This window comes from Nocardioides luteus (assembly GCF_015752315.1).
Taxonomy (GTDB): domain Bacteria; phylum Actinomycetota; class Actinomycetes; order Propionibacteriales; family Nocardioidaceae; genus Nocardioides.
In genome coordinates this window covers 3,429,773-3,451,943 of the sequence record NZ_JADOVJ010000001.1, presented here as the reverse complement: position 1 = coordinate 3,451,943, position 22,171 = coordinate 3,429,773, and the positions used below count along the sequence as shown (strand labels likewise).

At 70.2% G+C, this 22,171-nt stretch carries 28 protein-coding genes; 22 read left to right on the top strand and 6 right to left on the bottom strand.

The features are described from left to right. The first annotated feature begins 107 nt into the window (after window positions 1–107). The 8 genes from hisD to HD557_RS16510 all read left to right on the top strand — a co-directional run bounded on the left by hisD (window position 108) and on the right by HD557_RS16510 (window position 5,447). Window positions 108–1,409: a histidinol dehydrogenase gene (hisD, locus tag HD557_RS16545; RefSeq protein ID WP_196874679.1), complete on the top strand. Its 1,302-nt coding sequence runs from the start codon at window positions 108–110 to the stop codon at window positions 1,407–1,409. Continuing rightward, on the top strand, window positions 1,406–2,503 hold the full coding sequence (locus HD557_RS16540) for a histidinol-phosphate transaminase (RefSeq protein WP_196874678.1): 1,098 nt from the start codon (window positions 1,406–1,408) through the stop codon (window positions 2,501–2,503). Before hisD ends, HD557_RS16540 begins: the two co-directional genes overlap by 4 nt. Then, window positions 2,500–3,114 (top strand): imidazoleglycerol-phosphate dehydratase HisB, encoded by a 615-nt coding sequence (gene hisB, locus HD557_RS16535; RefSeq protein WP_196874677.1) that lies wholly within the window; start codon window positions 2,500–2,502, stop codon window positions 3,112–3,114. Before HD557_RS16540 ends, hisB begins: the two co-directional genes overlap by 4 nt. Continuing rightward, entirely contained in the window at window positions 3,111–3,755 is a 645-nt protein-coding gene (gene hisH, locus HD557_RS16530) for an imidazole glycerol phosphate synthase subunit HisH (protein WP_196874676.1), read from the top strand. The genes hisB and hisH overlap by 4 nt, the downstream gene beginning before the upstream one ends. Continuing rightward, the gene (locus HD557_RS16525) at window positions 3,756–4,088 is read left to right on the top strand and encodes a hypothetical protein (protein ID WP_196874675.1); all 333 of its coding nucleotides are present in this window, start codon (window positions 3,756–3,758) and stop codon (window positions 4,086–4,088) included. It begins immediately after the preceding gene. A 9-nt stretch (window positions 4,089–4,097) separates the two neighbouring features. Further along, entirely contained in the window at window positions 4,098–4,532 is a 435-nt protein-coding gene (locus tag HD557_RS16520) for a DUF1801 domain-containing protein (RefSeq protein ID WP_231380330.1), read from the top strand. A 6-nt stretch (window positions 4,533–4,538) separates the two neighbouring features. Continuing rightward, a complete protein-coding gene (locus HD557_RS16515; protein WP_008362991.1) occupies window positions 4,539–4,874 on the top strand; it encodes a mycothiol transferase in 336 nt (111 codons plus the stop codon). 102 nt (window positions 4,875–4,976) lie between these two features. Beyond that, complete coding sequence (locus HD557_RS16510) at window positions 4,977–5,447, top strand: SRPBCC family protein (RefSeq protein ID WP_008362989.1); 471 nt, start codon at window positions 4,977–4,979, stop codon at window positions 5,445–5,447. 6 nt (window positions 5,448–5,453) lie between these two features. Here the strand turns inward: HD557_RS16510 and HD557_RS16505 are convergent, their stop codons facing one another. Beyond that, window positions 5,454–5,903 carry a hypothetical protein gene (locus HD557_RS16505; RefSeq protein ID WP_040757051.1) on the bottom strand — a complete coding sequence of 150 codons (450 nt, stop codon included), beginning with the start codon at window positions 5,901–5,903 and terminating at the stop codon, window positions 5,454–5,456. Window positions 5,904–6,012: 109 nt separating this feature from the next. On the opposite strand from HD557_RS16505, the gene HD557_RS16500 reads away from it, so the two are divergent. The 3 genes from HD557_RS16500 (at window position 6,013) to hisF (ending at window position 8,307) form a co-directional block, all read left to right on the top strand. Next, the gene (locus HD557_RS16500; protein WP_008362984.1) at window positions 6,013–6,732 is read left to right on the top strand and encodes a VOC family protein; all 720 of its coding nucleotides are present in this window, start codon (window positions 6,013–6,015) and stop codon (window positions 6,730–6,732) included. Window positions 6,733–6,799: 67 nt separating this feature from the next. After that, a complete protein-coding gene (gene priA / locus HD557_RS16495) occupies window positions 6,800–7,549 on the top strand; it encodes a bifunctional 1-(5-phosphoribosyl)-5-((5-phosphoribosylamino)methylideneamino)imidazole-4-carboxamide isomerase/phosphoribosylanthranilate isomerase PriA (protein ID WP_008362983.1) in 750 nt (249 codons plus the stop codon). Continuing rightward, window positions 7,546–8,307 (top strand): imidazole glycerol phosphate synthase subunit HisF, encoded by a 762-nt coding sequence (gene hisF / locus HD557_RS16490; RefSeq protein ID WP_196874674.1) that lies wholly within the window; start codon window positions 7,546–7,548, stop codon window positions 8,305–8,307. Before priA ends, hisF begins: the two co-directional genes overlap by 4 nt. 154 nt (window positions 8,308–8,461) lie before the next feature. On the opposite strand, the gene HD557_RS16485 is transcribed toward hisF, so the two are convergent. Then, a complete protein-coding gene (locus tag HD557_RS16485; RefSeq protein WP_196874673.1) occupies window positions 8,462–9,889 on the bottom strand; it encodes a YncE family protein in 1,428 nt (475 codons plus the stop codon). A gap of 318 nt (window positions 9,890–10,207) precedes the next feature. On the opposite strand from HD557_RS16485, the gene HD557_RS16480 reads away from it, so the two are divergent. Then, window positions 10,208–10,726 (top strand): Uma2 family endonuclease, encoded by a 519-nt coding sequence (locus tag HD557_RS16480; protein WP_307785641.1) that lies wholly within the window; start codon window positions 10,208–10,210, stop codon window positions 10,724–10,726. A gap of 18 nt (window positions 10,727–10,744) precedes the next feature. Here HD557_RS16480 and HD557_RS16475 read toward each other — a convergent pair whose 3' ends face one another. Next, window positions 10,745–11,368: a TIGR03085 family metal-binding protein gene (locus tag HD557_RS16475; protein WP_196874672.1), complete on the bottom strand. Its 624-nt coding sequence runs from the start codon at window positions 11,366–11,368 to the stop codon at window positions 10,745–10,747. Window positions 11,369–11,454: 86 nt separating this feature from the next. Between HD557_RS16475 and HD557_RS16470 the strand changes: the two genes are divergently transcribed. Continuing rightward, window positions 11,455–13,239 carry an ABC transporter ATP-binding protein gene (locus tag HD557_RS16470; protein WP_008362974.1) on the top strand — a complete coding sequence of 595 codons (1,785 nt, stop codon included), beginning with the start codon at window positions 11,455–11,457 and terminating at the stop codon, window positions 13,237–13,239. Next, window positions 13,236–15,053 (top strand): ABC transporter ATP-binding protein, encoded by a 1,818-nt coding sequence (locus HD557_RS16465; RefSeq protein WP_008362972.1) that lies wholly within the window; start codon window positions 13,236–13,238, stop codon window positions 15,051–15,053. The genes HD557_RS16470 and HD557_RS16465 overlap by 4 nt, the downstream gene beginning before the upstream one ends. 13 nt (window positions 15,054–15,066) lie before the next feature. On the opposite strand, the gene HD557_RS28760 is transcribed toward HD557_RS16465, so the two are convergent. Together HD557_RS28760 and HD557_RS16455 are read right to left on the bottom strand one after the other, a co-directional pair. Then, window positions 15,067–15,486: a DUF2752 domain-containing protein gene (locus HD557_RS28760; RefSeq protein ID WP_008362970.1), complete on the bottom strand. Its 420-nt coding sequence runs from the start codon at window positions 15,484–15,486 to the stop codon at window positions 15,067–15,069. Continuing rightward, window positions 15,483–15,740: a CD225/dispanin family protein gene (locus HD557_RS16455; protein ID WP_008362969.1), complete on the bottom strand. Its 258-nt coding sequence runs from the start codon at window positions 15,738–15,740 to the stop codon at window positions 15,483–15,485. Before HD557_RS16455 ends, HD557_RS28760 begins: the two co-directional genes overlap by 4 nt. Before the next feature lie 174 nt (window positions 15,741–15,914). Between HD557_RS16455 and hisI the strand changes: the two genes are divergently transcribed. Genes hisI through HD557_RS16440 form a run of 3 tightly spaced genes read left to right on the top strand, consistent with a single transcriptional unit; the run spans window position 15,915 to window position 17,060 of the window. Beyond that, the gene (hisI, locus tag HD557_RS16450) at window positions 15,915–16,271 is read left to right on the top strand and encodes a phosphoribosyl-AMP cyclohydrolase (RefSeq protein WP_008362968.1); all 357 of its coding nucleotides are present in this window, start codon (window positions 15,915–15,917) and stop codon (window positions 16,269–16,271) included. Next, window positions 16,268–16,816 (top strand): Trp biosynthesis-associated membrane protein, encoded by a 549-nt coding sequence (locus tag HD557_RS16445; protein WP_008362967.1) that lies wholly within the window; start codon window positions 16,268–16,270, stop codon window positions 16,814–16,816. Before hisI ends, HD557_RS16445 begins: the two co-directional genes overlap by 4 nt. A 43-nt stretch (window positions 16,817–16,859) precedes the next feature. Continuing rightward, window positions 16,860–17,060, top strand: a complete 201-nt coding sequence (locus HD557_RS16440) for an HGxxPAAW family protein (RefSeq protein ID WP_008362966.1) — start codon at window positions 16,860–16,862, stop codon at window positions 17,058–17,060. Window positions 17,061–17,123: 63 nt separating this feature from the next. Here the strand turns inward: HD557_RS16440 and HD557_RS16435 are convergent, their stop codons facing one another. After that, window positions 17,124–17,456 carry a DUF4190 domain-containing protein gene (locus HD557_RS16435; protein ID WP_008362965.1) on the bottom strand — a complete coding sequence of 111 codons (333 nt, stop codon included), beginning with the start codon at window positions 17,454–17,456 and terminating at the stop codon, window positions 17,124–17,126. A gap of 147 nt (window positions 17,457–17,603) precedes the next feature. On the opposite strand from HD557_RS16435, the gene trpC reads away from it, so the two are divergent. From trpC to lgt, 5 genes are read left to right on the top strand one after another with little or no spacing between them, the layout of a single operon-like run. Next, the gene (gene trpC / locus HD557_RS16430; protein WP_196874671.1) at window positions 17,604–18,386 is read left to right on the top strand and encodes an indole-3-glycerol phosphate synthase TrpC; all 783 of its coding nucleotides are present in this window, start codon (window positions 17,604–17,606) and stop codon (window positions 18,384–18,386) included. Between the two features lie 32 nt (window positions 18,387–18,418). Next, window positions 18,419–19,708: a tryptophan synthase subunit beta gene (gene trpB, locus HD557_RS16425; RefSeq protein WP_196874670.1), complete on the top strand. Its 1,290-nt coding sequence runs from the start codon at window positions 18,419–18,421 to the stop codon at window positions 19,706–19,708. Beyond that, window positions 19,705–20,502 (top strand): tryptophan synthase subunit alpha, encoded by a 798-nt coding sequence (trpA, locus tag HD557_RS16420; protein WP_196874669.1) that lies wholly within the window; start codon window positions 19,705–19,707, stop codon window positions 20,500–20,502. Before trpB ends, trpA begins: the two co-directional genes overlap by 4 nt. Further along, window positions 20,499–21,107: an SCO family protein gene (locus tag HD557_RS16415; protein WP_008362960.1), complete on the top strand. Its 609-nt coding sequence runs from the start codon at window positions 20,499–20,501 to the stop codon at window positions 21,105–21,107. The genes trpA and HD557_RS16415 overlap by 4 nt, the downstream gene beginning before the upstream one ends. 41 nt (window positions 21,108–21,148) lie before the next feature. After that, the gene (gene lgt / locus HD557_RS16410) at window positions 21,149–22,093 is read left to right on the top strand and encodes a prolipoprotein diacylglyceryl transferase (RefSeq protein ID WP_231380328.1); all 945 of its coding nucleotides are present in this window, start codon (window positions 21,149–21,151) and stop codon (window positions 22,091–22,093) included. Window positions 22,094–22,171: the final 78 nt, after the last annotated feature.

Sequence of the window (22,171 nt, the reverse complement as noted above, 5' to 3'; positions counted from 1 at the left end):
GTCAGTCGTCCGGGTACCCGGATCGGGCCGCCGTATGCGCCTCCCGGCCGCGTCCACGTGGCGTCGGCAGATCGGCTCCCGACCCTGCTGACTCGTAGACTTGAGGCATGATCCGCCGCATCGACCTGAGGGGTGCCGACAGAGGCACCGTCGACTACCGCGCCGCCGTGCCGCGCGCCGAGTTCGACATCGAGGCGGCCACTCATGCGGTGCAGCCGATCATCGACGCGGTCCGCGAGCGCGGACAGGAGGCGATCGCCGAGTTCTCCGAGAAGTTCGACGGCGTACGCGTCGACGACATCCGGGTCCCGGCCGCGGCGCTGACCAAGGCCCTCGACGAGCTCGACCCCGACATCCGCGCCGGGCTGGAGGAGTCGATCGCGCGCCTGCGTACGACCTGTGCCGCCGAGCTCGAAGAGGACGCGGTCACCGACCTGGCGCCCGGCGCCCGGGTGACGCACCGCAAGGTGCCGGTGGGACGCGTGGGGCTCTATGTGCCCGGCGGCCTGGCTCCGCTGGTCTCCTCGGTGCTGATGAACGTCGTCCCGGCCCAGGTCGCCGGAGTGCCCTCGATCGCGCTGGCCTCGCCGCCGCAGAAGGAGTTCGGTGGGCTGCCGCAGCCCACCATCCTGGCCGCGTGCGCGCTGCTCGGCGTCGACGAGGTCTACGCCGTCGGTGGCGCCCAGGCGATCGCGATGTTCGCCTACGGCGTCGACCCCTGTGAGCGCGTCGACATGGTCACCGGGCCCGGCAACATCTACGTCGTCACCGCGAAGCGCCTGCTCAAGGGCCAGGTCGGGATCGACTCCGAGGCCGGTCCGACCGAGATCGCGATCCTCGCCGACGAGACCGCCGAAGCGGCCTACGTCGCCGCCGACCTGATCTCCCAGGCCGAGCACGACCCCCTCGCGGCCTCGGTGCTGGTCACCGACTCCGAGACGCTCGCCGCCGACGTCGAGGCCGAGCTCGAGAAGCAGGTCGCCGCGACCAAGCACATCGAGCGGATCCGTACGTCGCTGAGCGGCCCCCAGTCGGGCATCGTGCTCGTCGACGACGTCGACCAGGGCGTCGACGTCGTGAACGCCTACGCCGCCGAGCACCTCGAGATCCACACCGCCGACGCGCTGACGGTGGCCGGGCGGATCCGCAACGCCGGGGCGATCTTCGTGGGCCCGTTCGCGCCGGTCTCGCTGGGCGACTACTGCGCCGGGTCCAACCACGTGCTGCCCACCGGCGGCTGCGCCTGCCACTCCTCGGGTCTCTCCGTGCGGGCCTTCACCAAGTCGGTCCACGTCGTCGACTACTCCCGCGAGGGCCTGGCGGCGGTCAAGGACCACGTCGTCACGCTCGCCGAGGCCGAGGATCTGCCGGGCCACGGTGCCGCCGTGTCGGTGAGGTTCTCCTCATGAGCTGGCCGCCGATCCGAGAAGAGCTCGCCGGGATCGAGCCCTACGGCGCGCCGCAGCTGGACGTCCCGGTCCAGCTCAACGTCAACGAGAACCCCTACCAGCCCTCCGCGGAGACGGTCGCCGACATCGCGGCGAGCGTCGGCGCGGCGGCGCGCAACCTCAACCGCTATCCCGACCGCGAGTTCGTCGCGCTGAGGGAGGGGCTGGCTGCGTACCTGCGGGCGGATGTGCCGAAGGCGCAGATCACACCCGACCAGGTGTGGGCGGCCAACGGGTCCAACGAGGTGATGCTGCAGCTGCTGCAGGCCTTCGGTGGTCCGGGACGCACCGCGATCAGCTTCGCGCCGACCTACTCGATGTATCCGGAGTACGCCCGCGACACCAACACCGAGTGGGTCGTCGGACACCGCGAGACCGACTTCGCGATCGACCTGGAGAAGGCGCGGGCGCTGGTCGAGGAGACCCGGCCCCACGTCGTGCTGCTGCCGAGTCCCAACAACCCCACCGGCACCGCGCTGCCGCCGGAGGCAGTCACCGCACTGTGCGAGGCGGTCGGTGACGCGGGGATCGTCGTGGTCGACGAGGCCTACGGCGAGTTCCGCCGGACCGGGGTGCCCTCGGCGCTCGAGCTGCTCGGCCGCCACCGCAACCTGGTGGTCACCCGCACCATGTCGAAGGCGTTCGCCGGGGCCGGGCTCCGGCTCGGCTACCTGGCGGCCGACCCGGCGATCTGCGACGCGATCCGCGTCGTACGCCTGCCCTACCACCTCTCCGCAGTGACCCAGGCGGCGGCGAGCGCCGCCCTGCGGCACGCGCCGGAGCTGCTCGGCTACGTCGCCTCGCTCCGTGAGGAGCGGGACGCGCTCGTGACCTGGCTGCGCGCGGAGGGCCTGGAGGTGGCCGACTCGGACGCCAACTTCGTCCTCTTCGGGCGCTACGCCGACCGGCACGCGGTGTGGCAGGGGCTGCTCGACCACGGCGTGCTGATCCGCGAGACCGGGCCCGAGGGGTGGCTGCGCGTCTCGGTCGGCACACCCCGCGAGATGAACGCTTTCAGACAAGCTTTGACCGATGTGAACGGAGCACGCGCATGAGTTCGGCAAGGACCGCCCGGATCGACCGGGAGACCTCGGAGTCCAAGGTCGTCGTCGAGGTCGACCTCGACGGCACCGGACGGGTGGACGTCTCGACGGGAGTCGGGTTCTACGACCACATGCTGACCGCGTTCGGGCGTCACTCGCTGGTCGACCTGACCGTCCACTCCGAGGGTGACGTGCACATCGACGCCCACCACACCGTCGAGGACACCGCGATCGTGCTCGGCCAGGCGCTGCGCGAGGCGCTCGGTGACAAGAAGGGCATCCGCCGCTACGGCGACGCCACGGTTCCGCTCGACGAGGCTCTCGTACGCTGCGTCGTGGACGTCTCCGGGCGTCCCTACTCGGTCCACACCGGCGAGCCGGAGGGCCAGCAGTACGTGCTGCTCGGTGGCTCCGGGGTGCCCTACCTCGGCTCCCTGACCCAGCACGTCTTCGACTCCATCGCCCACCACGCCCACCTGACGATGCACGTCAACGTGCTCGCCGGGCGCGAGCCGCACCACATCGTGGAGACGCAGTTCAAGGCGTTCGCGCGGGCCTTCCGCGACGCGATCGCCTACGACCCGCGCGAGACCGGGATCCCGTCGACGAAGGGTGCGCTGTGAGTGCTCCTTCGGTGGTCGTGCTCGACTACGGATCGGGCAACGTACGCTCCGCCGTGCGCGCCGTCGAACGTGCCGGTGCCACCGTCGAGCTGACCGGTGACCTCGACGCCGCGATGGCGGCCGACGGGCTGCTGGTGCCCGGCGTGGGTGCGTTCGAGGCCTGCATGAAGGGCCTGCGGGCGATCCGCGGCGAACGGATCATCGCTCGGCGGCTGGCCGGCGGGCGCCCCGTGATGGGCATCTGCGTCGGCATGCAGATCCTCTTCGAGACGGGCATCGAGCACGGTGTCGAGACCGAGGGGTGCGGTGAGTGGCCGGGCGTCGTCGAGCGCATCCAGGCGCCGATCGTGCCTCACATGGGCTGGAACACGCTCGATGTCCCCGCGGGCTCGTCGCTGTTCGCCGGCGTCGAGAAGGAGCGGTTCTACTTCGTGCACTCCTACGGCGTGCGCGACTGGACCCTGGTCACCAACGACCGCACCGTCGCCCCGCTGGTCACTTGGGCCGAGCACGGTGGTGACCGGTTCGTGGCGGCCGTCGAGAACGGGCCGCTGAGCGCCACCCAGTTCCACCCGGAGAAGTCCGGCGACGCCGGCGCCGCGGTGCTGGGGAACTGGGTGCAGTCCCTGAAGGCGGCGTAGGTGGCCCAGACCGGGGCCCGCGCGAAGGCGCGTGCCGAGCGTGAGCGGCTCGCCGCGGCCGCCGCCGAGTCCCGGGCCGCGCGCCAGGCCAAGGTGGCCGCGCGGCGGGCTCGGCGGGAGCGGCTCCTCGGGTGGGTCCCGGCTCGCCGGAACCGGCCGACCAGCGCGCTCGCGGAGCGCCGGCGGCGCAACGTACGGATCCTGGTGGTCGTCCTTCTTCTCCTCGACGCGCTGGTCTACCTGGTCACCGAAGACGTCGGCACGACGGTCTTCGCGGCCATCGCGTCGGTGCTGGCCGCGCCGGTGGTCTACACGCTGCTCTTCCGTCGCTAGAGTGGCGGGATGGCGGCCAAGACGACCTGGACCGACGCGGACCCGGTGGGTTTCGTCGAGGCCGTCTCGCCTGAACCGCGTCGTCGGGACGCAGTTACGCTGCTGGAGCTGATGCGACGCATCACCGGCGCCGAGCCACGGATGTTCGGGACCTCGATCGTGGGCTTCGGCGAGTATCACTACAAGTACGCCAGCGGCACCGAGGGCGACGCGCCGGCCGCCGCCTTCGCGCCCCGCAAGGCAGCCTCGGTCGTCTACCTCAACGACGGGATCGCCGCCCACGAGGAACTCCTCGGCCGCCTCGGACCGCACCGGACCGGCGTCGGCTGCCTCTACCTCAAGGACCTGGATGCGGTCGATCTGGAGGTTCTCGAGGAGATCGTCCGACGCTCCTACGCAACGCTGACCAGCGACACCTACGGTCGGCGCGCCGCGGAGGGATGAGCGTCCGTGATCGACGACCTCGCCAAGGCCCATCTGCACGACAAGCTCCGCGGCGTCCGGGACGCGCTGGTGTGGAAGCTCGAGGGGCTCTCGGAGCATGAGGTCCGCCGCCCGATGACGCCCAGCGGCACCAACCTGCTCGGCCTGGTCAAGCACAACGCCCTCTCCGACGCCCGCTACTCCGGCGAGGTCTTCGACCGTACGCCGCCCATCGACCTCCCGCCCTGGGACAGCCCCGGGTGGTGGGACGACATCCACCGGGCCACGGAGCACGAGAGCCGAGCCGACATCCTCCGCGAGACGATCGACGGCTCGGTCGGCGTCAACCGCCCCTCTCGGTGACGATGTCGGTCATCGCTTCTCCAAGTGCTCGGTGATGGGCCGGCCCATTGCAATGTTCGCAGGATCCCACGCCGTTCGTCGGTTCGGGCGTACTGTCGTCACATGACCGACTACGAGGTCTCCCGGTCCGGCGTCCTGCCGTGCGACATCGGACGCGCACACGCGCTGCTCGACGACTTTCACGAGTGGCCGTCGTGGTCGCCGTGGGAGGAGCTCGACCCGGACATGACGCGCACCTACTCGGGTGCGGACTCCGGTGTCGGCGCGCGCTATGCCTGGTCGGGCAACAAGCGGGCGGGCGCCGGCGCGATGGAGATCATCGAGTCGAGGCCCGACCACATCGAGGTCGCACTGGAGTTCCTGAAGCCGTTCAAGAGCCAGAGCACGGTGACCTTCGACCTGGCCCCTGTCGCCGACGGCACCCGGCTGACCTGGACGCACACCGGGACGGTGAGCGGCGTGATGGGCCTGATGCTCAAGTTCTACTCGATGGAGAAGGCGATCGCGCCCGACATGGAGAAGGGGCTGGCCAAGCTCGCGATCGTGAGTGCGGACCGTTCCGAGGCCGAGTGATCTGCCTCAGGACTCGATCTCGTCGGCCCAGCTGTCCCGGTCGTCCGGGTCGATCGCGCCCGTGATCTGACGGGCGAGTCCGGTGAGCTCGGCCTGCTCGGCCAGCTTCTCGTTGCCGTCCCATTGGAGCGGGATCTCGGTGACGGCCGAGCGGTCGAACTCGATGATGCGGCCGTTCTTCATCCAGCTGTAGTCCGACCGGTACGGGTCGTCGACCTCGCCGGTCAGCCGATCGCCGTCCACCTCGACGATCTTCAGATAGGGAGTGTCACTGTGCCATGCGTCGACCGGGTCGGACGGTGCGGCCGGTGCTCCATCAGGCGAGGTCGCCTGGATCTGGATGCGCACGATGTTTCCCGGCCCGATCGACCGCCTGATCTCGGGATCCAGCTGGTGCCCGGACCAGTCGTTGATCTCCTCGGGCCGCGGCTGAAACACCTCGAACTCGTCCGTCACATCCATCAACCTAGTCCCGCGCCGCGGACTTTCCCGGCATTCACGTGGCTCCCGAGTGGCTCCCGAATCCGGTTGTGCAAGGGACCGGTCAGGTCCTACGTTGCCGGTCATGACACCTCGGCGGTTCGGGATCTGCATCGATGCCAACGATCCGGAGCGCGTCGCGGGATTCTGGGCCGCGGTGCTGGGGCGTGAGATCGAGAACACCGGCGACGAGATCAGGTTGTCTCCACGGACCGAGGACGATTTCCGGATCCGGTTCCTACCCACGGACGCGCCGAAGACGCTCGCGAACCCGCACCATCTCCATCTGACCAGCAACCTGCCCGACGACCAGCAGCGGACGGTCGACCGGCTGCTCGGCCTCGGCGCCACCCACCTCGACGTCGGCCAGCTGCCGGAGGAGGACCACATCGTGCTCGGCGACCCGGAGGGCAACGAGCTGTGCGTGATCCCGGCCGGCAACAGCTGGCTGGCCGGGACCGGGTTCCTCGGCGAGGTCGCTGCGGACGGATCCCGCGAGAACGGGGTGTTCTGGAGCGCGGCGCTCGGCTGGCCGCTGGTCTGGGACCAGGACGGCGAGACCGCGGTCGCGACCCCGTCCGGCAGCGCCAAGGTCGCCTGGGGCGGGCCGCCGCCGGTGCCGCGCGGTCCGCGTGACCGGTTCCGCTTCGACCTGATCGCACCCGAGGACACCGACCCTGCCGCTGAGATCCGCCGCCTCGAAGAGCTCGGCGCGACGCTGGTCGCCGAGAGCGACGGTGAGCGGCGGTGGGCGCGGATGACCGACCCCGATGCGTACGAGTTCGAGGTGCTGGCGCCCCGCTGAGGCCGGACCGTCTCGCAACCGGACGGCGGGGCGGGGGTGGCGGCGTACAGAACATAGGATCGTCCCCATGGGTGACTACCTCGAGCTCCTGCCGGCCGTCGATGTGAAGGGCGGGCAGGCGGTACAGCTGGTCCAGGGCGTGGACGGGTCGGAGAAGCGGTTCGGCGATCCGTATCAAGCGGCGCTGAGGTGGCAGGAGACCGGCGCCGAGTGGATCCATCTGGTCGACCTCGACGCCGCGTTCGGTCACGGCAACAACCGCGAGATCCTCGCCGGGATCGTCGGCAAGCTCGACATCAAGGTCGAGATGAGCGGCGGGATCCGTGACGACGAGTCGCTCGAGGCCGCGATGGCGACCGGCTGCCGCCGGGTCAACATCGGCACCGCCGCGCTGGAGAACCCGGAGTGGACCCGGAAGGCGATCGCGACCTACGGCGACCGGGTCGCGGTGGGCCTGGACGTACGCGGCCGCACCCTCGCCGCACGCGGCTGGACCAAGGACGGCGGCGACCTCTACGAGACCCTCGCCCGGCTCGACTCCGAGGGCTGCGCCCGCTACGTCGTCACCGACGTCAACAAGGACGGCATGCTCCAGGGCCCCAACCTCGACCTGCTCCGCGCGGTCTGCGAGGCCACCGACCGGCCGGTCGTGGCGAGCGGGGGAGTGACCACCATCGACGACATCGAGGCGCTGATGGGCCTGGTCGAGATCGGCGTGGAGGGCGCGATCGCCGGCACGGCGCTCTACACCGGGTCCCTGGACCTCGCCGAGGCGCTCGACCTCACTCTCGGCCGACCGCGCGGAGACCTTTCATGAGTATTGCCGTGCGCGTCATCCCGTGCCTCGACGTCGACGCCGGTCGCGTCGTCAAGGGGATCAACTTCAAGGAACTGCGCGACGCCGGCGATCCGGTGGAGCTGGCGGCGACGTACGACAAGGAAGGCGCCGACGAGCTCACCTTCCTCGACATCTCCGCCTCCCACGAGGGGCGGGCGACGACGCTCGAGATCGTCACCCGCACCGCCGAGCAGGTCTTCATCCCGCTCACTGTCGGCGGCGGGATCCGCAGCGTCGACGACGTCGACCGGATGCTCCGCGCCGGCGCGGACAAGATCGCGGTCAACACCGCGGCGATCGTCCGCCCCGAGCTGATCGCCGAGATCGCCGACCGCTTCGGCAACCAGGTCCTGGTGCTCTCCGTCGACGCCCGGCGGGCGCCGGGGACCGACTCCGGGTTCGAGGTGACCACCCACGGTGGGCGCAAGTCGGCCGGGATCGACGCGATCGAGTGGGCCGCGAAGGCGGTCGAGCTCGGCGCCGGCGAGATCCTGCTCAACGCCATGGACGCCGACGGCACCGAGGACGGCTTCGACATCGACCTCATCAAGGCCGTACGCAGCGAGGTGACCGTCCCGGTCATCGCCTCCGGTGGCGCGGGGAAGGCCGAGCACTTCCCGCCCGCGGTCGAGGCCGGCGCGGATGCCGTCCTGGCGGCCACCATCTTCCACTTCGGCAAGGTGCGGATCGGCGAGGTCAAGCAGGCGCTCTCCGGCGCCGGCGCGCCGGTTCGCTGACGGTCGGGCAGTTTCCCGCCATGGCGGGTAACTGACTCCTCAGCCCTGTATATCCCGGCGCGCTATCGCACAACCTCGTCGCCGGGGCCGCCATCGCACAGCCGCCGCGAAGCGAGGAGCCCGGTCCCGAGGCCGGGACCGGGCTCCCGGGTGCCTAGCCGAGCAGCGAGCTGGGGATCTGCCCGTGGCGTACGCGCTGGGGGTGGTTGCCGACGTCTAGGTAGGCGAGCTCCTCACCGGTGCGGAAGTCGATGACCGCGACCGCGTCGGCGTCCGACAACGACGCCCAGCAGGTGTTGCCGAGGCCCTCGGTGGTCCAGTAGGGCTTGCCGTAGTAGTGGCCGGTCGTCTCCTCGTCGAGGGTCGTGTAGTCACCCGTCGCGCGGTCGACCATCGCGACATAGTCGTCCATCGTGCCCGCCGCACACAGCGTCTCGCCCTTGGCGTCGATCGAGAGACCGTGGTGGGCGGAGTCGTTGACGTAGAGCTCGCGCGGCAGCTGGGTGCGCTTGGGGAGCGGGATGACGCGCGTGACGGCACCGGTGCGCGGCTCCTCGATCGAGCCGGTGGAGTAGCCGACCTTCCCGTCGATGTCGGCCGCCTGGGTGTCGAACTCGACCAGGCCGTGCAGGAACGACATCTGGAAGTAGATGAACCGCTCGCCGGGGGCGACCGCCATGGGACGTACGGCCGAGGAGACCGAGGGGTAGCCGGCCTCCTCCAGCTCCTTGCCCATCTCCCAGCGCTGGGAGATCGCGAAGGAGGACTCGTCGACGATCTCGAACCAGCGGTCGCCCTTGATCGCGTCGTGGACCGGGCCGATCTTGATCGGCGGGAGCAGGTCGGTGCCGGGGATGGTGCCGAGGCCGAGCTGGTCGAGGTTGATCAGCGGCAGCGAGTCGAGGGAGATCTCCTTCTGGTCGCCGGGCAGGTAGACGCGGCCGATGGAAGCGTGGAAGATGCGCGAGCCGTCCTCGGAGTAGTTGTTCTCGTGCGGCGTCTCACCTGACTCGAACGTACGCAGCCGCTCACCGGTCCGCGGGTCACCCGCACCACCCATCCAGTACTCGTGCACCGTGCGCGAGGTCGAGTCGGAGACCAGCAGCTTGGTGCCGTCGGGGGAGAGGCCCATGTGGTCGGTGCGGTGGCCATCCATCTGCTGCTCGACCACGACGGAGTCCGGTGAGCCCGCGAGCGCCTTCTCGATGTCGATCCAGACCACGTCGGCCAGGCTGGGGCGCGAGACCGCCAGCAGCCTGCCGTCCCGGGTGGTGAACATGTCGTCGACGAGCTGGTCGTTGCCTTCACCGGGGCCGTAGCGGACCAGGTAGTAGTAGGCCAGCCGCTCGGGATCCCGGTGGATCTCGGCGATCTCCTCGTCCTTGTCCGGCACCAGGTCGACGCCCTTGCGCAGCACCTGGAGGCTGCGGGCATCGACGATCGAGGCGGTCCCGTCCCAGTTGTTGCCCACGACCATCACGTCCCGCAGCTCCGGGGTCGCGCTCGCGCTCAGTGCTGGGGCGGCTGCGGTGAGCGAGAAGACGAAGAGCATGGCGACGGTGACTGCTGCCGCACGACGCATCGCGGGACCTCCTGGGGGATTCGGTTATCTGTGACACAACGTCGTGGGAGGCCGGGAGGTTACGGGCGTCACACCCTGAGCGGGCCGTTCCGTGGAGCGGCACCCAGGGGCCGTACCTGCGTCTCTTCTTTCGCTGGCGTCGCAAAACGTTGCCGCTGTTCACCTCAGTTGCGCGACGATGTGCGAACTGCGCCGGAGCCTTGTGACCAAGAGCCTTTCCCGATCCGGGCGGGGAGGTCACAATGGAGGTGTAATCCTGGTGTCGAGGTCCGATGGGGTGGTGTGCCGGTGCAAGCCGACACGGGGGTGGGAGACAGAGTGCAGCGACGACGCATGTCGCTCGCGGAGTTCGAGACCCTCCCCGACACCCTCCACGCCGAATGGGTCAACGGCGAGGTCATCGTGAGTCCGCCGGGCGAGATCCCGCACCAGGCCACGGGCAGCCGCATCCTCGTGCTGCTCGCCAACACCTTCCCGGACCTGACCGTCATCGCCGAAGGCGGGATCCGCACCGGCATGAGCCGCCGGATCCCGGACGTGCTCGTCCTCCGCGCCGAGGAGAAGGGGCAGTGGGCCGAGCAGCCCCCGCTCATCGTCGTCGAGGTGCTCTCACCCTCGACCCGCTCCGAGGACCTCTTCCGCAAACCGGAGGAGTATCGCGTCGCCGGCGTCGAGCAGTACTGGATCGTCGACCGCGAGCTCCGCTCGCTCACCGTGCTCAGCAACGCCGAGACCGGCTGGGACGTCACGCTCGAGCTGCACGACTCCGATCCCGTCGGGTCGGTCCTCGTCGAGGGGTACGGCTCGGTGCGGATCGATCTTCACAAGATCCTCTGAGGCTGGCTGCACGGACCCTCAGAACCCGAGACTGGCGTTCTCCAGCTGGGTGATCCGCTCGGCCGGTCCGTCGAAGGACAAGCCGCGCACCGCATGACGCCCGAAGCAGAAGAGCATGAGCTCGCCGACCGGACCGGTGACGGTGACGGGCTCGTCGCCGGCGCGCAGCGTGGCGGTGTCGGTTCCGTTGCTGATCACCACCGGGGTGCCGGCGGAGCGGACCAGGCCCTTGCCGAGGAGCTTCAGGGTGCGCCAGAGGTCGCGCTCGACAGCGGCGGGGAGCGTACGCGGCTCCCAACCCGGCTGGGCGCGGCGGAGGTCCTCGTGGTGGACGAAGAACTCCACGGTGTTCACGGCCTTCTCGACGGGGCCGAGCGCGAAGGGCGTGCCCTTGGGATCGCGGAGACGGGCCGCGAGCGAGTCGAGCGACTGGGTGGCGTACGCAGCCTCGGCCTGCCGCAGCACGGGCGCGAGCGCCGGCACGAGGATGCCCGCGGCGGCCCACGGGCGACGCTCGCGCACGAGCAGGTGCACCAGCAGGTCCTTGACCTGCCAACCCTCGCAGAGCGTCGGGGCTGACGGCCCCAGCGAGACGGCGGTGTCACACAGGGCGAGGCGCTCGGAGCGCGCGAAGGAGACCACGGCCTGCACCCTATCGACCCCTACCCAGGGTCGGTGGTTCAAAAAAATTCGTCGCATGCACCGCACTGACCTAGGCTTTACCCGAGATGAGCGACGATGATCCAACACCCCAGCGGGCGACGACGACCGACGGGTTCAAGGTTCTCGGAGTCGCCATCCGCCGCGAATGGGCGGTCTTCACGCTCTCGACCCTCGGGTCCGCGCTCTTCGGTGCGCTGACGGTCGCCGACGCCTGGGTGCTGGGCTGGTCCACCGACCATGTCCTGGTCCCGGCGCTGCGCGACGGCGAGATCGGCGCCGGCTGGCTGTGGGCCGTGGTCGGACTCTTCGTCGGCGTCGCGATCCTGCGAGCGGTCGGGGTGGTGGCGCGCCGGCTGGGCGCCGGAGTGATGCAGTTCCGGATGCAGGCACACTCGCGACGCGCGGTCACCCGGCAGTATCTGGCGCTCCCGCTCGCCTGGCACCACCGGCACCCGACCGGTCAGCTGCTCTCCAACGCCAACTCCGACGTCGAGGCGTCCTGGTCGCCGATCGCGCCGCTGCCGATGGCCGTCGGCACGCTCGCGATGATGGTGATCGCGGTCGGGCAGATGTTCTGGACCGACGTCGTCCTCGCCTCGGTCGCGATCCTCGTCTTCCCTGCGGTCGTGGTCGCCAACCTCGTCTTCCAGCGCTTCTCCTCGCCGCTGATGACCCGCGCCCAGCAGCTGCGCGCGGAGCTCTCCGGGATCGCCCACGAGTCCTTCGACGGCGCCCTCGTGGTCAAGACGCTGGGACGCGAGGCCGAGGAGACCACCCGGTTCCGCGACAAGGCGCAGGAGCTGCGCGACGTCAACATCCGCGCCGGCCGGCTCCGGGCTGCGTTCGACCCGATCCTGGCCGCCCTTCCGAGCATCGGCGTCCTGGCGGTGCTGGCCGTCGGCGTCGGCCGCGTCTCGAGCGGCGGTGCCGCGCCCGGCGACGTCGTCCAGATCGGCTTCCTGCTCACCATCGTCGCCTTCCCGATCCGCTCCTTCGGGTGGCTGCTGGGGGAGTTCCCGCGCAGCGTCGTCGGCTACCGGCGGGTGCGGCGGGTCCTGGACGCGACCGGCCGTCTCGCCTACGGGACGGCGCGCACGAGCCGCGAGCCGACCGGCGCGCGCGTGCGGGTCGAGGGCGTCTCCTACGCCTACGCCGGCGGCCCGACCCTCCTCGACGGCGTCGACTTCGAGGTCGAGCCGGGTCGTACGGTCGCGATCGTCGGCGAGACGGCCTCCGGCAAGAGCACGCTGACGATGCTGCTGGCCCGGCTGGTCGACCCGGCGACGGGCCGGATCACCCTCGACGGCACCGATCTGCGCGACCTCGGCCCGGGGGAGTGGGCCCGGGTGGCGGCGCTGGTGCCGCAGACCGCCTTCGTCTTCGACGACTCCGTGCGCGGCAACGTCACCCTCGGCGCCGACCTCACCGACGACGAGGTCTGGTCAGCTCTGAAGTCGGCCCAGGCCGACGGGTTCGTCGCCGCGCTGCCGAACGGCCTCGACACCACCCTCGGTGAGCGTGGCGCGAGCCTCTCCGGCGGGCAGCGTCAGCGGCTCGCGCTCGCGAGAGCCCTGGTCCGACGCCCCCGGCTGCTCATCCTCGACGACGCCACCTCGGCGGTCGACCCCGAGGTCGAGCAGCGCATCCTCGCCGCGCTGCGCGACGGCGCCGGTGACACCAGTCTGGTCGTGGTCGCCTACCGCAAGGCGACGATCGCGCTCGCCGACGAGGTCGTCCACCTCGAGAACGGCCGCATCCGCGACCGCGGCACCCACACCGAGCTGCTCGCCCGCGACGAGTCCTACGCCCGCCTCGTCAACGCCTACGAGACCCCGGAGACCGCGCAGTGACGGCCACACTCGAGCCAGAGACCCGGGTCGGCAGCGGCGAGGACCTCGGCGCCTTCGAGACCATCCGCCGGGGCATCAAGCACTCACCGGAGCTGGTCGAGGGGATCCGCGGCACCTTCGCGCTGGCCGTGATCGCGAGCGTCGGCCAGGTCGTCGTGCCCGTCGTCGTCCAGCAGACCCTCGACAACGGCCTGAGCGGTCCGGGCGGACCCGACCTCGGCTACGTGCTGCGCGCCGGCCTCATCGCGGTCGTCGCCATCGCGGTCACCGGCGTGGCGTCCTACCTGATGACCAGCCGGCTCTTCACCGCCGCCGAGCGGGGCCTGGCGACGCTGCGTACGAAGGCCTTCCGGCACGTCCACGACCTCCCGATGCTCACCCAGTCGACCGAGCACCGCGGTGCCCTCGTCTCGCGGGTCACCAGCGACGTCGACCAGGTCAGCCAGTTCATCGTCTTCGGCGGTCTGCTCTTCATCGTCAGCATCGGGCAGATGCTGATCGCCACCGTCGTGATGGTGGTCTACTCCTGGCAGCTCGCGCTGCTGGTGTGGCTCTGCTTCGGCCCGCTCTTCCTGAGCCTGCGGTTCTTCCAGCGCAAGCTGTCCGCGGCCTACACGCTCTCCCGCCGTCAGGTCGCCAAGATGCTCTCCGCGGTCTCCGAGCCGGTCGTCGGGGCCGCGGTGGTCAAGGCGTACGCCGTCGAGGACCGCACCCAGCAGCGCATCGACCGCGAGATCGACGCCACCAGCGCCGCCCAGACCAGGGCCCAGGCCTACACCTCGATCTTCTTCAGCCTCGGCGGCCTCTCCGGCGGCCTGGCCAACGCCGGCGTGGTCGTCGGTGGCGTGCTGCTGGCCCTGGCCTACCGCGGAACCGGTGGGGCGCTGAGCGTCGGCGAGATCCTCGCCTTCGCCTTCCTGGTGACGCTGTTCGTGGGCCCCGTCCAGATGGGTACGCAGATCCTCACCGATGCGCAGAACGCGATCGCCTCCTGGCGGCGCACGATCGGGATCCTGGACACGCCCGCCGACCTCGTCGACCCGGGTCCTGCCGGTGCGGTCCTGCCCCGCGGCCCGCTCTCGATCGAGTTCGACGACGTCACCTTCGCCTACCCCGGCGGCCGGCCGGTCCTCCACGACATCTCCTTCGAGATCGCTCCCGGCAGCCGGGTCGCGGTGGTCGGCGAGACCGGGTCGGGGAAGTCCACGATCGCCAAGCTGCTCACCCGGGTGATGGACGTGACGTCGGGGAAGGTCAGCCTCGACGGCGTCGACGTGCGCGACGTCGGCAACGCCTCGCTGCGCACCAGCGTCGTGCTCGTGCCGCAGGAGGGCTTCCTCTTCGACTCCACGCTCGCCGAGAACGTCCGCTACGGCCGCCTGGACGCCACCGACGAGGAGATCGTCGAGGCCGCCCGGGTGCTCGGCCTGGGCGACTGGCTCGCCGGTCTGCCCGACGGCGTCCGGACCGACGTCGGCCAGCGCGGCGAGTCGCTCTCCGCCGGCGAGCGTCAGCTCGTGGCGCTGCTCCGCGCCCAGCTCGCCGACCCCGACCTGCTGGTCCTCGACGAGGCCACCTCGGCCGTCGACCCGCGACTCGAGATGCGGATCAACCGGGCCCTGGAGCGGCTGATGAGCGGCCGCACCTCGGTCACCATCGCCCACCGCCTCTCCACCGCCGAGGCCGCCGACGAGGTGATCGTCGTCGACGCCGGACGCCTGGCCCAGCGCGGGCCGCACAGCGATCTGGTGGCGCAGGCAGGCTCGACGTACGCACGCCTGCACGCCTCGTGGGTCGCCCAGCAGGGCAGCTGACGGGCCCGGAGACTCAGGCGGCCAGCACGGTGAACGGTCCCCAGGGCAGGTTGCGGACGACCGTGAAGACGACGGTCAGCGCCAGCCAGGTGTAGAGGGCGGCGGGGGAGCGGGCCCAGCCGGGAGCGGGGCGGCCGACGACGCGGCCGCGCAGCCAGAAGAACCAGAGCAGGGCGAGCATCGGCAGCCCGAGCAGGAACATCAGCGCGTTGTGGCCGACCGCGCCGGCGACGTCGCCCGACAGCAGCGACATCGTGCCGCGGGTCATCCCGCAGCCGGGGCAGTCGATGCCGGTGAGCGCGTGGATCGGGCACGGCGGAACGTAGACGACGAGCCCGGGGGAGGTGGCGAAGACGGCCGCGAGGCCCGCCCCGCCGGCCACGACGGCCAGCGGGACGAGCCCCGCGCGCACCCGTGAGGGTGTGGTGATCACATGCTCCCCGACTGGGCGGCCATACCGAGCCCGAGGACGACCGAGGCGATGATGTAGAGGACGATCACGACGACGCCCGTGACGGCGCCGATGATGCCCCACTTCTTGGCGCCCTCGGCGTCGCCCTGGACGGCCTTGACGATCGAGACGATGCCGAAGGGCAGGCAGCAGAAGATCGTGACCAGGATGCCGATCACGAGGGCGCTGGTGTCGGTCTGCTTCGCCGGTGCCGGCTGCGGGGTGGGGTTAGCCATGATGCGGTGTTCTCCAGTTTGAATAGTCGACCCTGAGGGTCGGCTGACAGGGCCGTACCGAGACCCGGCCCAGATGACCGAGAGAGTGTGGCAGCCCGTCGCCTCGACGGCCTCCGATTGGCGCCACGACATGCCGGTTGTGTCCGTACTGTTGCCCAGCGGGATACTGGAGGCGTGACTACTGGACCCACGAGCGCGGGACTCGACCCCGCCATCGCCGACCGGCTCAAGCGCGACCCCGACGGGCTGGTGCCCGCGGTGGTGCAGCAGCATGACACCGGCGAGGTGCTGATGCTCGGCTACATGGACGACGAGGCCCTGGCGCGCACGCTCGCGACGGGCCGGGCGACCTACTGGTCCCGCAGCCGGCAGGAGTACTGGGTCAAGGGGGAGACCTCCGGCCACCGGCAGTACGTCAAGGAGGTCCGCCTCGACTGCGACGGCGACACGATCCTGCTCAAGGTCGACCAGGAGGGCCCCGCCTGCCACACCGGCGACCACACCTGCTTCGACGCCGGCCTGATCTCGTGAGGTCCTTCGGCCCCACCCTCACCGCCGGCCTCGCCGGCGCGGCCCTGGCCGCCTGGGCGGGCTCCAACGAGTGGGTCGAGGTGACCGCGCCGGCCCAGATGCCGGCCGACCTCAACGACTCCCCGGCCACCACCGGCCTGGCCCTCGTCGCTCTCGCGGCCTGGGGCGTCGTGCTGGTCACCCGAGGTCTCGTACGCCGCCTGGTGGCCGCCCTCGCCGGCCTGGCCGGGATCGGGGTGGTCGTCACCTTCTTCGGCCACGCCGGCATCGACGCGCTCGGCCGGGCGATCGACTCCGAGGTCGTCTGGGGCGAGACCGAGCACGCCACCACGCCCTGGCCCTATCTCGCGCTGCTCGGCGCGGTCCTGACCGTCGCGGCGGCCGTCGCCGCCGTACGTCTGGCTCCTTCATGGCCCGAGATGGGCCGTCGGTACGACGCCCCCGCCGATGCCACGCCGGAACGGAAACCGCTGGAGGAGCAGTCCACGATCGACGTCTGGAAGTCGTTGGACGAGGGTCGGGACCCGACAGCCGGGGATCAATGAATACACTGCAGCCAAGCACAGAGAACTCGTAGAGGAGCATCGAATGTCCGCCAGCCACGGCAACACCCCGGCAGCCTGGATCGCAGTCGCGGTCGGCCTCCTCGGCTTCCTCATCGGCAGCGTCGCCATGATGCTCGACCCGATCAGCTGGTTCGTCTTCTGGATCGGCGTGGCCGTCACCGTCGGCGGTGGTCTGCTCTTCATCGTGCTCGCCAAGCTCGGCTTCAACGTCGAGTCACACTGAGCCTGTGAGACAGCGAGGCCCCCGGCGGAATCCGCCGGGGGCCTCGCTGATTTGGAGCCGAGCTCAGTAGGTGCTGCCGCTGAAGTCGAGCGCACCGGAGAGGTTCAGGATGATCCCGATGATGCCGAGGACGACGGCGACGATGCCGAGGATGAAGCCGGCGGTGGCCATGCCACGCCCGCCCTGCGCGCCGCCGGAGGCGTCGATCTCGTTCTGGGCCATCTTGCCCAGGATGATCGCCGGGATACCGGTGAAGAAACCACAGCAGACACAACCGAGAATGCCGAGGACAAGTGCCCAGATCGCCTTCTTGTTGTTGCCTGCAGGCTGACCGGGCTGCCCGGGTGCCGGCGAACCGTACGGGGGCGGTGGCGGCGGCGGAGTTCCGTAGCTCATGTGTCTGACCTCCAAAGTCAGGCGAGTTGGGTTGAGGTGAAAGAAACTTAACGTTTCCCGCCCGCACTGTGGCGCCAAATCGGGCGTGTCACGGTTCGGGTGAGAGGCTTTGCACGTGGGTCTTACCCAGAAACGAGAGGTTTAAACATGTCGGTGCTCGACAAGATCATCGACGGCGTACGTCTGGACCTGGCGAAGCGCCAGGAGACGGTGTCCGAGGCGGACCTTCGGGCCCGGCTGGCCGACGTCGACGCGCCGCGCGACCCGATGCCGCACTTCCGTGCGCCGGGCAGCAGCGTGATCGCCGAGGTGAAGCGGAAGAGCCCCTCCAAGGGCGCTCTGGCCGACATCCCCGACCCGGCCGAGCTCGCCCAGAAGTACGCCGCCGGCGGCGCCGCCGCGATCTCGGTGCTCACCGAGGAACGCCGTTTCGGTGGGTCGCTCGCCGACCTGGTCACGGTCCGCGCGGCCGTCGAGACGCCGATCCTGCGCAAGGACTTCATCGTCGAGCCCTACCAGCTGCTCGAGGCCCGGGCCGCCGGGGCGGACCTGGCGCTGCTGATCGTCGCCGCACTGGACGACGACACCCTGCGCCGCCTCTACGACCAGGCGGGTGAGCTGGGGCTGACCGTGCTGGTCGAGACCCACGACGAGGACGAGGTCGCCCGGGCGGTCGACCTCGGCGCCGAGCTGATCGGCGTCAACGCGCGCAACCTGAAGACCCTGGAGATCGACCAGGACGTCTTCGGACGAGTCGCCCCGCTCATCCCCGAGGACCGGGTGAAGGTCGCCGAGTCGGGCATCTTCACCGCCACCGACGTCAAGCGCCACGTCTCCGAAGGGGCCCGCGCGGTCCTGGTCGGCGAGGCGCTGGTCAAGCATGGCGACCCGCAAGGCACGGTCGCCGAGTTCACCGGAATCCAAGGCTAAGGCCAAGAGTAGATCCGAGAGCAGATACAGCCATGACAACTCACATCCACGAGACGACTTCCTACGACGCCGACGAGTTCGGCTGGTTTGGTGGCGAGGCCGAGGGGTTCGGCGGCCGCTTCATGCCCGAGGCGCTAATGAAGGCGCTCATCGAGCTCGACGACGCCTGGCAGAAGGCGAAGGCCGACCCGGAGTTCGTGGCCGAGTTCGACGCGATCCTGCGTGACTACGCCAACCTGCCGAGCCCGCTCTACCACGCGACCCGGCTCTCCGAGCAGCTCGGCGTACGGATCCTCCTCAAGCGCGAGGACCTCAACCACACCGGCGCCCACAAGATCCGCAACGTCCTCGGCCAGGCCCTGCTCACCAAGCGGATGGGCAAGACCCGGGTGATCGCCGAGACCGGTGCCGGCCAGCACGGCGTGGCCTCCGCGACCGCGGCCGCCTACTTCGGCCTCGACTGCACCGTCTACATGGGCAAGGTCGACACCGACCGCCAGGCGCTCAACGTCGCCCGGATGCGGCTACTCGGCGCGGAGGTCGTCCCGGTGCCCTCCGGCAGCGGCACCCTCAAGGACGCGATCAACGAGGCGCTGCGCGACTGGGTCGCCAGCGTCGACCACACCGCCTACCTGTTCGGCACCGCCGCCGGGCCCCACCCGTTCCCGACGCTGGTCCGCGACATCGTCCGCGGCATCGGCGACGAGGCGCGGGCGCAGTCGATCGACCAGTTCGGCGGTCTTCCCAACGCCGTCGTCGCCGCGGTCGGCGGCGGCTCCAACGCCATCGGCCTCTTCACGGCGTTCCTGGACGACGAGGACGTCGAGATCCACGGCTTCGAGGCCGGGGGAGACGGCTTCGAGACCGGCCGCCACGCCGCGACCATCCAGGCCAACGACCCGGGCGTGCTCCACGGCGCCCGCACCTACGTGCTCCAGGACGAGGACGGTCAGACGATCGAGTCCCACTCGATCTCCGCCGGTCTCGACTACCCGGGCGTCGGGCCGCAGCACGCCTGGCTGGCCAAGTCCGGCCGGGCGAGCTACACGAGCATCACCGACAAGGAGGCGATGGATGCCTTCGCGCTGCTCTCGCGCTCCGAGGGCATCATCCCGGCGATCGAGTCGGCTCACGCGATCGCGGGCGCCATCAAGATCGCCCCGGAGATCAAGGAGCGCCACGGCGAGGGCGCCACGATCCTGATCAACCTGTCCGGTCGTGGTGACAAGGACATGGGCACGGCCATCGAATACTTCGGGTTGGGCGACGAAGGAGCCCAGGCCCGAAGCGACAAGTACAGCGGGTTGGGAGACGCACAGTGAGCACGTCGACAGCGTTCGAGAAGGCGAAGGCCGAGGGCCGCGCCGCCCTGGTCGGCTACCTGCCGGCGGGCTTCCCGTCGGTCGAGGGCTCGATCGAGGCGCTGACCACGATGGTCGAGGCCGGCTGCGACATCATCGAGATCGGCCTGCCCTACTCCGACCCGGTCATGGACGGTCCCACGATCCAGGACGCCGTGCAGCAGGCGCTCGACGGCGGCGTACGTGTCGACGACGTGTTCCGCGTCGTCGAGGCCGTGGCCGCGACCGGGGTGCCGACCCTGGTGATGACCAGCTGGAACCCGATCGAGCGCCGCGGCGTCGACCGCTTCGCCCAGCAGCTGCAGGACGCCGGCGGCGCGGGCCTGATCACGCCCGACATCACCCCCGACTTCGCGCCGGAGTGGATCGAGGCCGCCGACGCCCGCGACCTCGACAAGGTCTTCCTGGTCGCGCCGAGCAGCACCGACGAGCGGATCGCGATGACCACGGCCCAGTGCCGCGGCTTCGTCTACGCCACCGCGGTCATGGGCGTCACCGGCGCCCGCGCCAAGACCTCCGACCTGGCCGCCCCGCTGGTCGCCCGCACGAAGAAGACCACCGACCTGCCCGTCGGCGTCGGCCTCGGGGTCAGCAACGGCGCCCAGGCGGCGGAGATGGCGGCCTACGCCGACGGCGTCATCGTCGGCTCCGCCTTCGTGCGTACGCTGCTGGACAACCGCTCCGACGAGCAGGCGGCGCTCAAGGCGCTGGCGAGCCTGACCGAGGACCTGGCCGCGGGAGTCCGCGCGCGTTGAGGTTTCTCGTTCTACCCGTCCTGCTCGCTCTCGTCGGAGTCCTCAGCGGCTGCGGCGCGGCCGGCACCGGCCAGGCGCCGGCCTCGGCGATGACCGGGCAGGAGCACACGCCCTACCAGCTCTCCGACACCGCCCTGACCGACACCGACGGCGAGCCGTACTCGCTGGCGACCGACGCCGACAAGCCGCTGACGCTGGTGTTCTACGGCTACACCCAGTGCCCCGACGAGTGCCCGTTGGTGATGTCGAGCCTGACCGCGGGGCTCACCCGCCTCGACGACGCCGACCGCAAGAAGGTCGACGTGGTGTTCGTGACGACCGACCCGGCGCGCGACACGACGAAGGTGCTGGAGAAGTACCTCGAGCGCTACGACGACGACTTCATCGGCCTCACCGGAGACCTGAAGGACATCGTGACGCTGGCCGAGTCGATGCGGCTCTACATAGGGGAGGCCGACCGGCTACCCAGTGGGGGCTACGATCTCGGGGTCCACGACACCCACGTCTCGGCGGTCTCCGACGGACGCGCCAGCGTGGTCTGGTCGATGAACACCTCGCCCAAGCAGTTCGCCGACGACATCCACCACCTCCTCAGTCAGAACTAGCCCGCCAGAGTTAGTAGGAAGAGCGCCGCATGATGCTCCCGATGTCCATCCCCAGCCCGGCCGAAGGTGTGCTCTGGCTCGGACCGATCCCGCTGCGCGGCTACGCCTTCGCGATCATCCTCGGCATCATCGTCGCCGTCTGGGTCTCGGAGCGGCGCTGGCAGGCCCGCGGCGGCCGGGCCGGCGACATCCAGGACATCGCGCTGTGGGCGGTGCCGTTCGGTCTCGTCGGCGGCCGGATCTACCACGTCATCACCGACTGGCAGCTCTACTTCGGCGACGGCGCTCACCCGATCGAGGCGCTCTACATCTGGCGCGGCGGCCTCGGCGTGTGGGGCGCGATCGCGCTCGGCGCCGTGGGCGCGATCATCGGCGCCCGCACCAAGGGCATCAAGATCGTGCCCCTGCTCGACACCATCGCCCCGACCTGTCTGCTGGCGATGGGCATCGGTCGCTGGGGCAACTGGTTCAACCAGGAGCTCTACGGCAGGCCGACCGACCTGCCCTGGGGCCTGGAGATCGACCCGTCGCGCTACCCCGACGGCCCCAGCCAGTTCCCGGTCGGCACCACGTTCCACCCGACGTTCCTCTACGAGTTCCTCTGGGACATCGCCCTCTTCTTCGTGATCGTCTACCTGCAGAAGAAGCTGCGCCTGGGCGGCGGCCGCGTGGTCGCTCTCTACGTGATGGCCTACTGCCTCGGCCGTGGCCTGATCGAGACCCTGCGCATCGACAACGTGCAGCTGGCGAACGTGCTCGGCCTGCGCTGGAGCGAGTGGATGTCGATCATCCTGTTCGTGCTGGCCGCGGCCTGGTGGGCGTACGCCACCTTCACCGGCCGAGGTAAGGTCGAGGATGAGGTCTACAGCGATCCTGCCAAGGCCCCGGCCAACGACACCGCGATCGACACCGAGATCGAGAACGACTCCGTCGGCGATGACGCCGACAACGGGACCGACGACGAGGAATCCTCGACAAAGGCCTGATCAGACGCAGATGTTAGGCGCAAAGTAGCGCCCCGCGGGAGGGTGTCCGCCGATGGACCCTCGTTCGCAACCTACGCG

Excerpts from the sequence above, each read along its gene's own strand:
- hisD (WP_196874679.1), top strand. The coding sequence starts at position 108 with ATGATCCGCCGCATCGACCTGAGGGGTGCCGACAGAGGCACCGTCGAC.
- HD557_RS16540 (WP_196874678.1), top strand. The coding sequence starts at position 1,406 with ATGAGCTGGCCGCCGATCCGAGAAGAGCTCGCCGGGATCGAGCCCTAC.
- hisB (WP_196874677.1), top strand. The coding sequence starts at position 2,500 with ATGAGTTCGGCAAGGACCGCCCGGATCGACCGGGAGACCTCGGAGTCC.
- HD557_RS16520 (WP_231380330.1), top strand. The coding sequence starts at position 4,098 with ATGGCGGCCAAGACGACCTGGACCGACGCGGACCCGGTGGGTTTCGTC.
- HD557_RS16510 (WP_008362989.1), top strand. The coding sequence starts at position 4,977 with ATGACCGACTACGAGGTCTCCCGGTCCGGCGTCCTGCCGTGCGACATC.
- HD557_RS16500 (WP_008362984.1), top strand. The coding sequence starts at position 6,013 with ATGACACCTCGGCGGTTCGGGATCTGCATCGATGCCAACGATCCGGAG.
- priA (WP_008362983.1), top strand. The coding sequence starts at position 6,800 with ATGGGTGACTACCTCGAGCTCCTGCCGGCCGTCGATGTGAAGGGCGGG.
- hisF (WP_196874674.1), top strand. The coding sequence starts at position 7,546 with ATGAGTATTGCCGTGCGCGTCATCCCGTGCCTCGACGTCGACGCCGGT.
- HD557_RS16485 (WP_196874673.1), bottom strand. The coding sequence starts at position 9,889 with ATGCGTCGTGCGGCAGCAGTCACCGTCGCCATGCTCTTCGTCTTCTCG.
- HD557_RS16470 (WP_008362974.1), top strand. The coding sequence starts at position 11,455 with ATGAGCGACGATGATCCAACACCCCAGCGGGCGACGACGACCGACGGG.
- HD557_RS16455 (WP_008362969.1), bottom strand. The coding sequence starts at position 15,740 with ATGGCTAACCCCACCCCGCAGCCGGCACCGGCGAAGCAGACCGACACC.
- HD557_RS16440 (WP_008362966.1), top strand. The coding sequence starts at position 16,860 with ATGTCCGCCAGCCACGGCAACACCCCGGCAGCCTGGATCGCAGTCGCG.
- HD557_RS16435 (WP_008362965.1), bottom strand. The coding sequence starts at position 17,456 with ATGAGCTACGGAACTCCGCCGCCGCCACCGCCCCCGTACGGTTCGCCG.
- trpC (WP_196874671.1), top strand. The coding sequence starts at position 17,604 with ATGTCGGTGCTCGACAAGATCATCGACGGCGTACGTCTGGACCTGGCG.
- trpB (WP_196874670.1), top strand. The coding sequence starts at position 18,419 with ATGACAACTCACATCCACGAGACGACTTCCTACGACGCCGACGAGTTC.
- lgt (WP_231380328.1), top strand. The coding sequence starts at position 21,149 with ATGTCCATCCCCAGCCCGGCCGAAGGTGTGCTCTGGCTCGGACCGATC.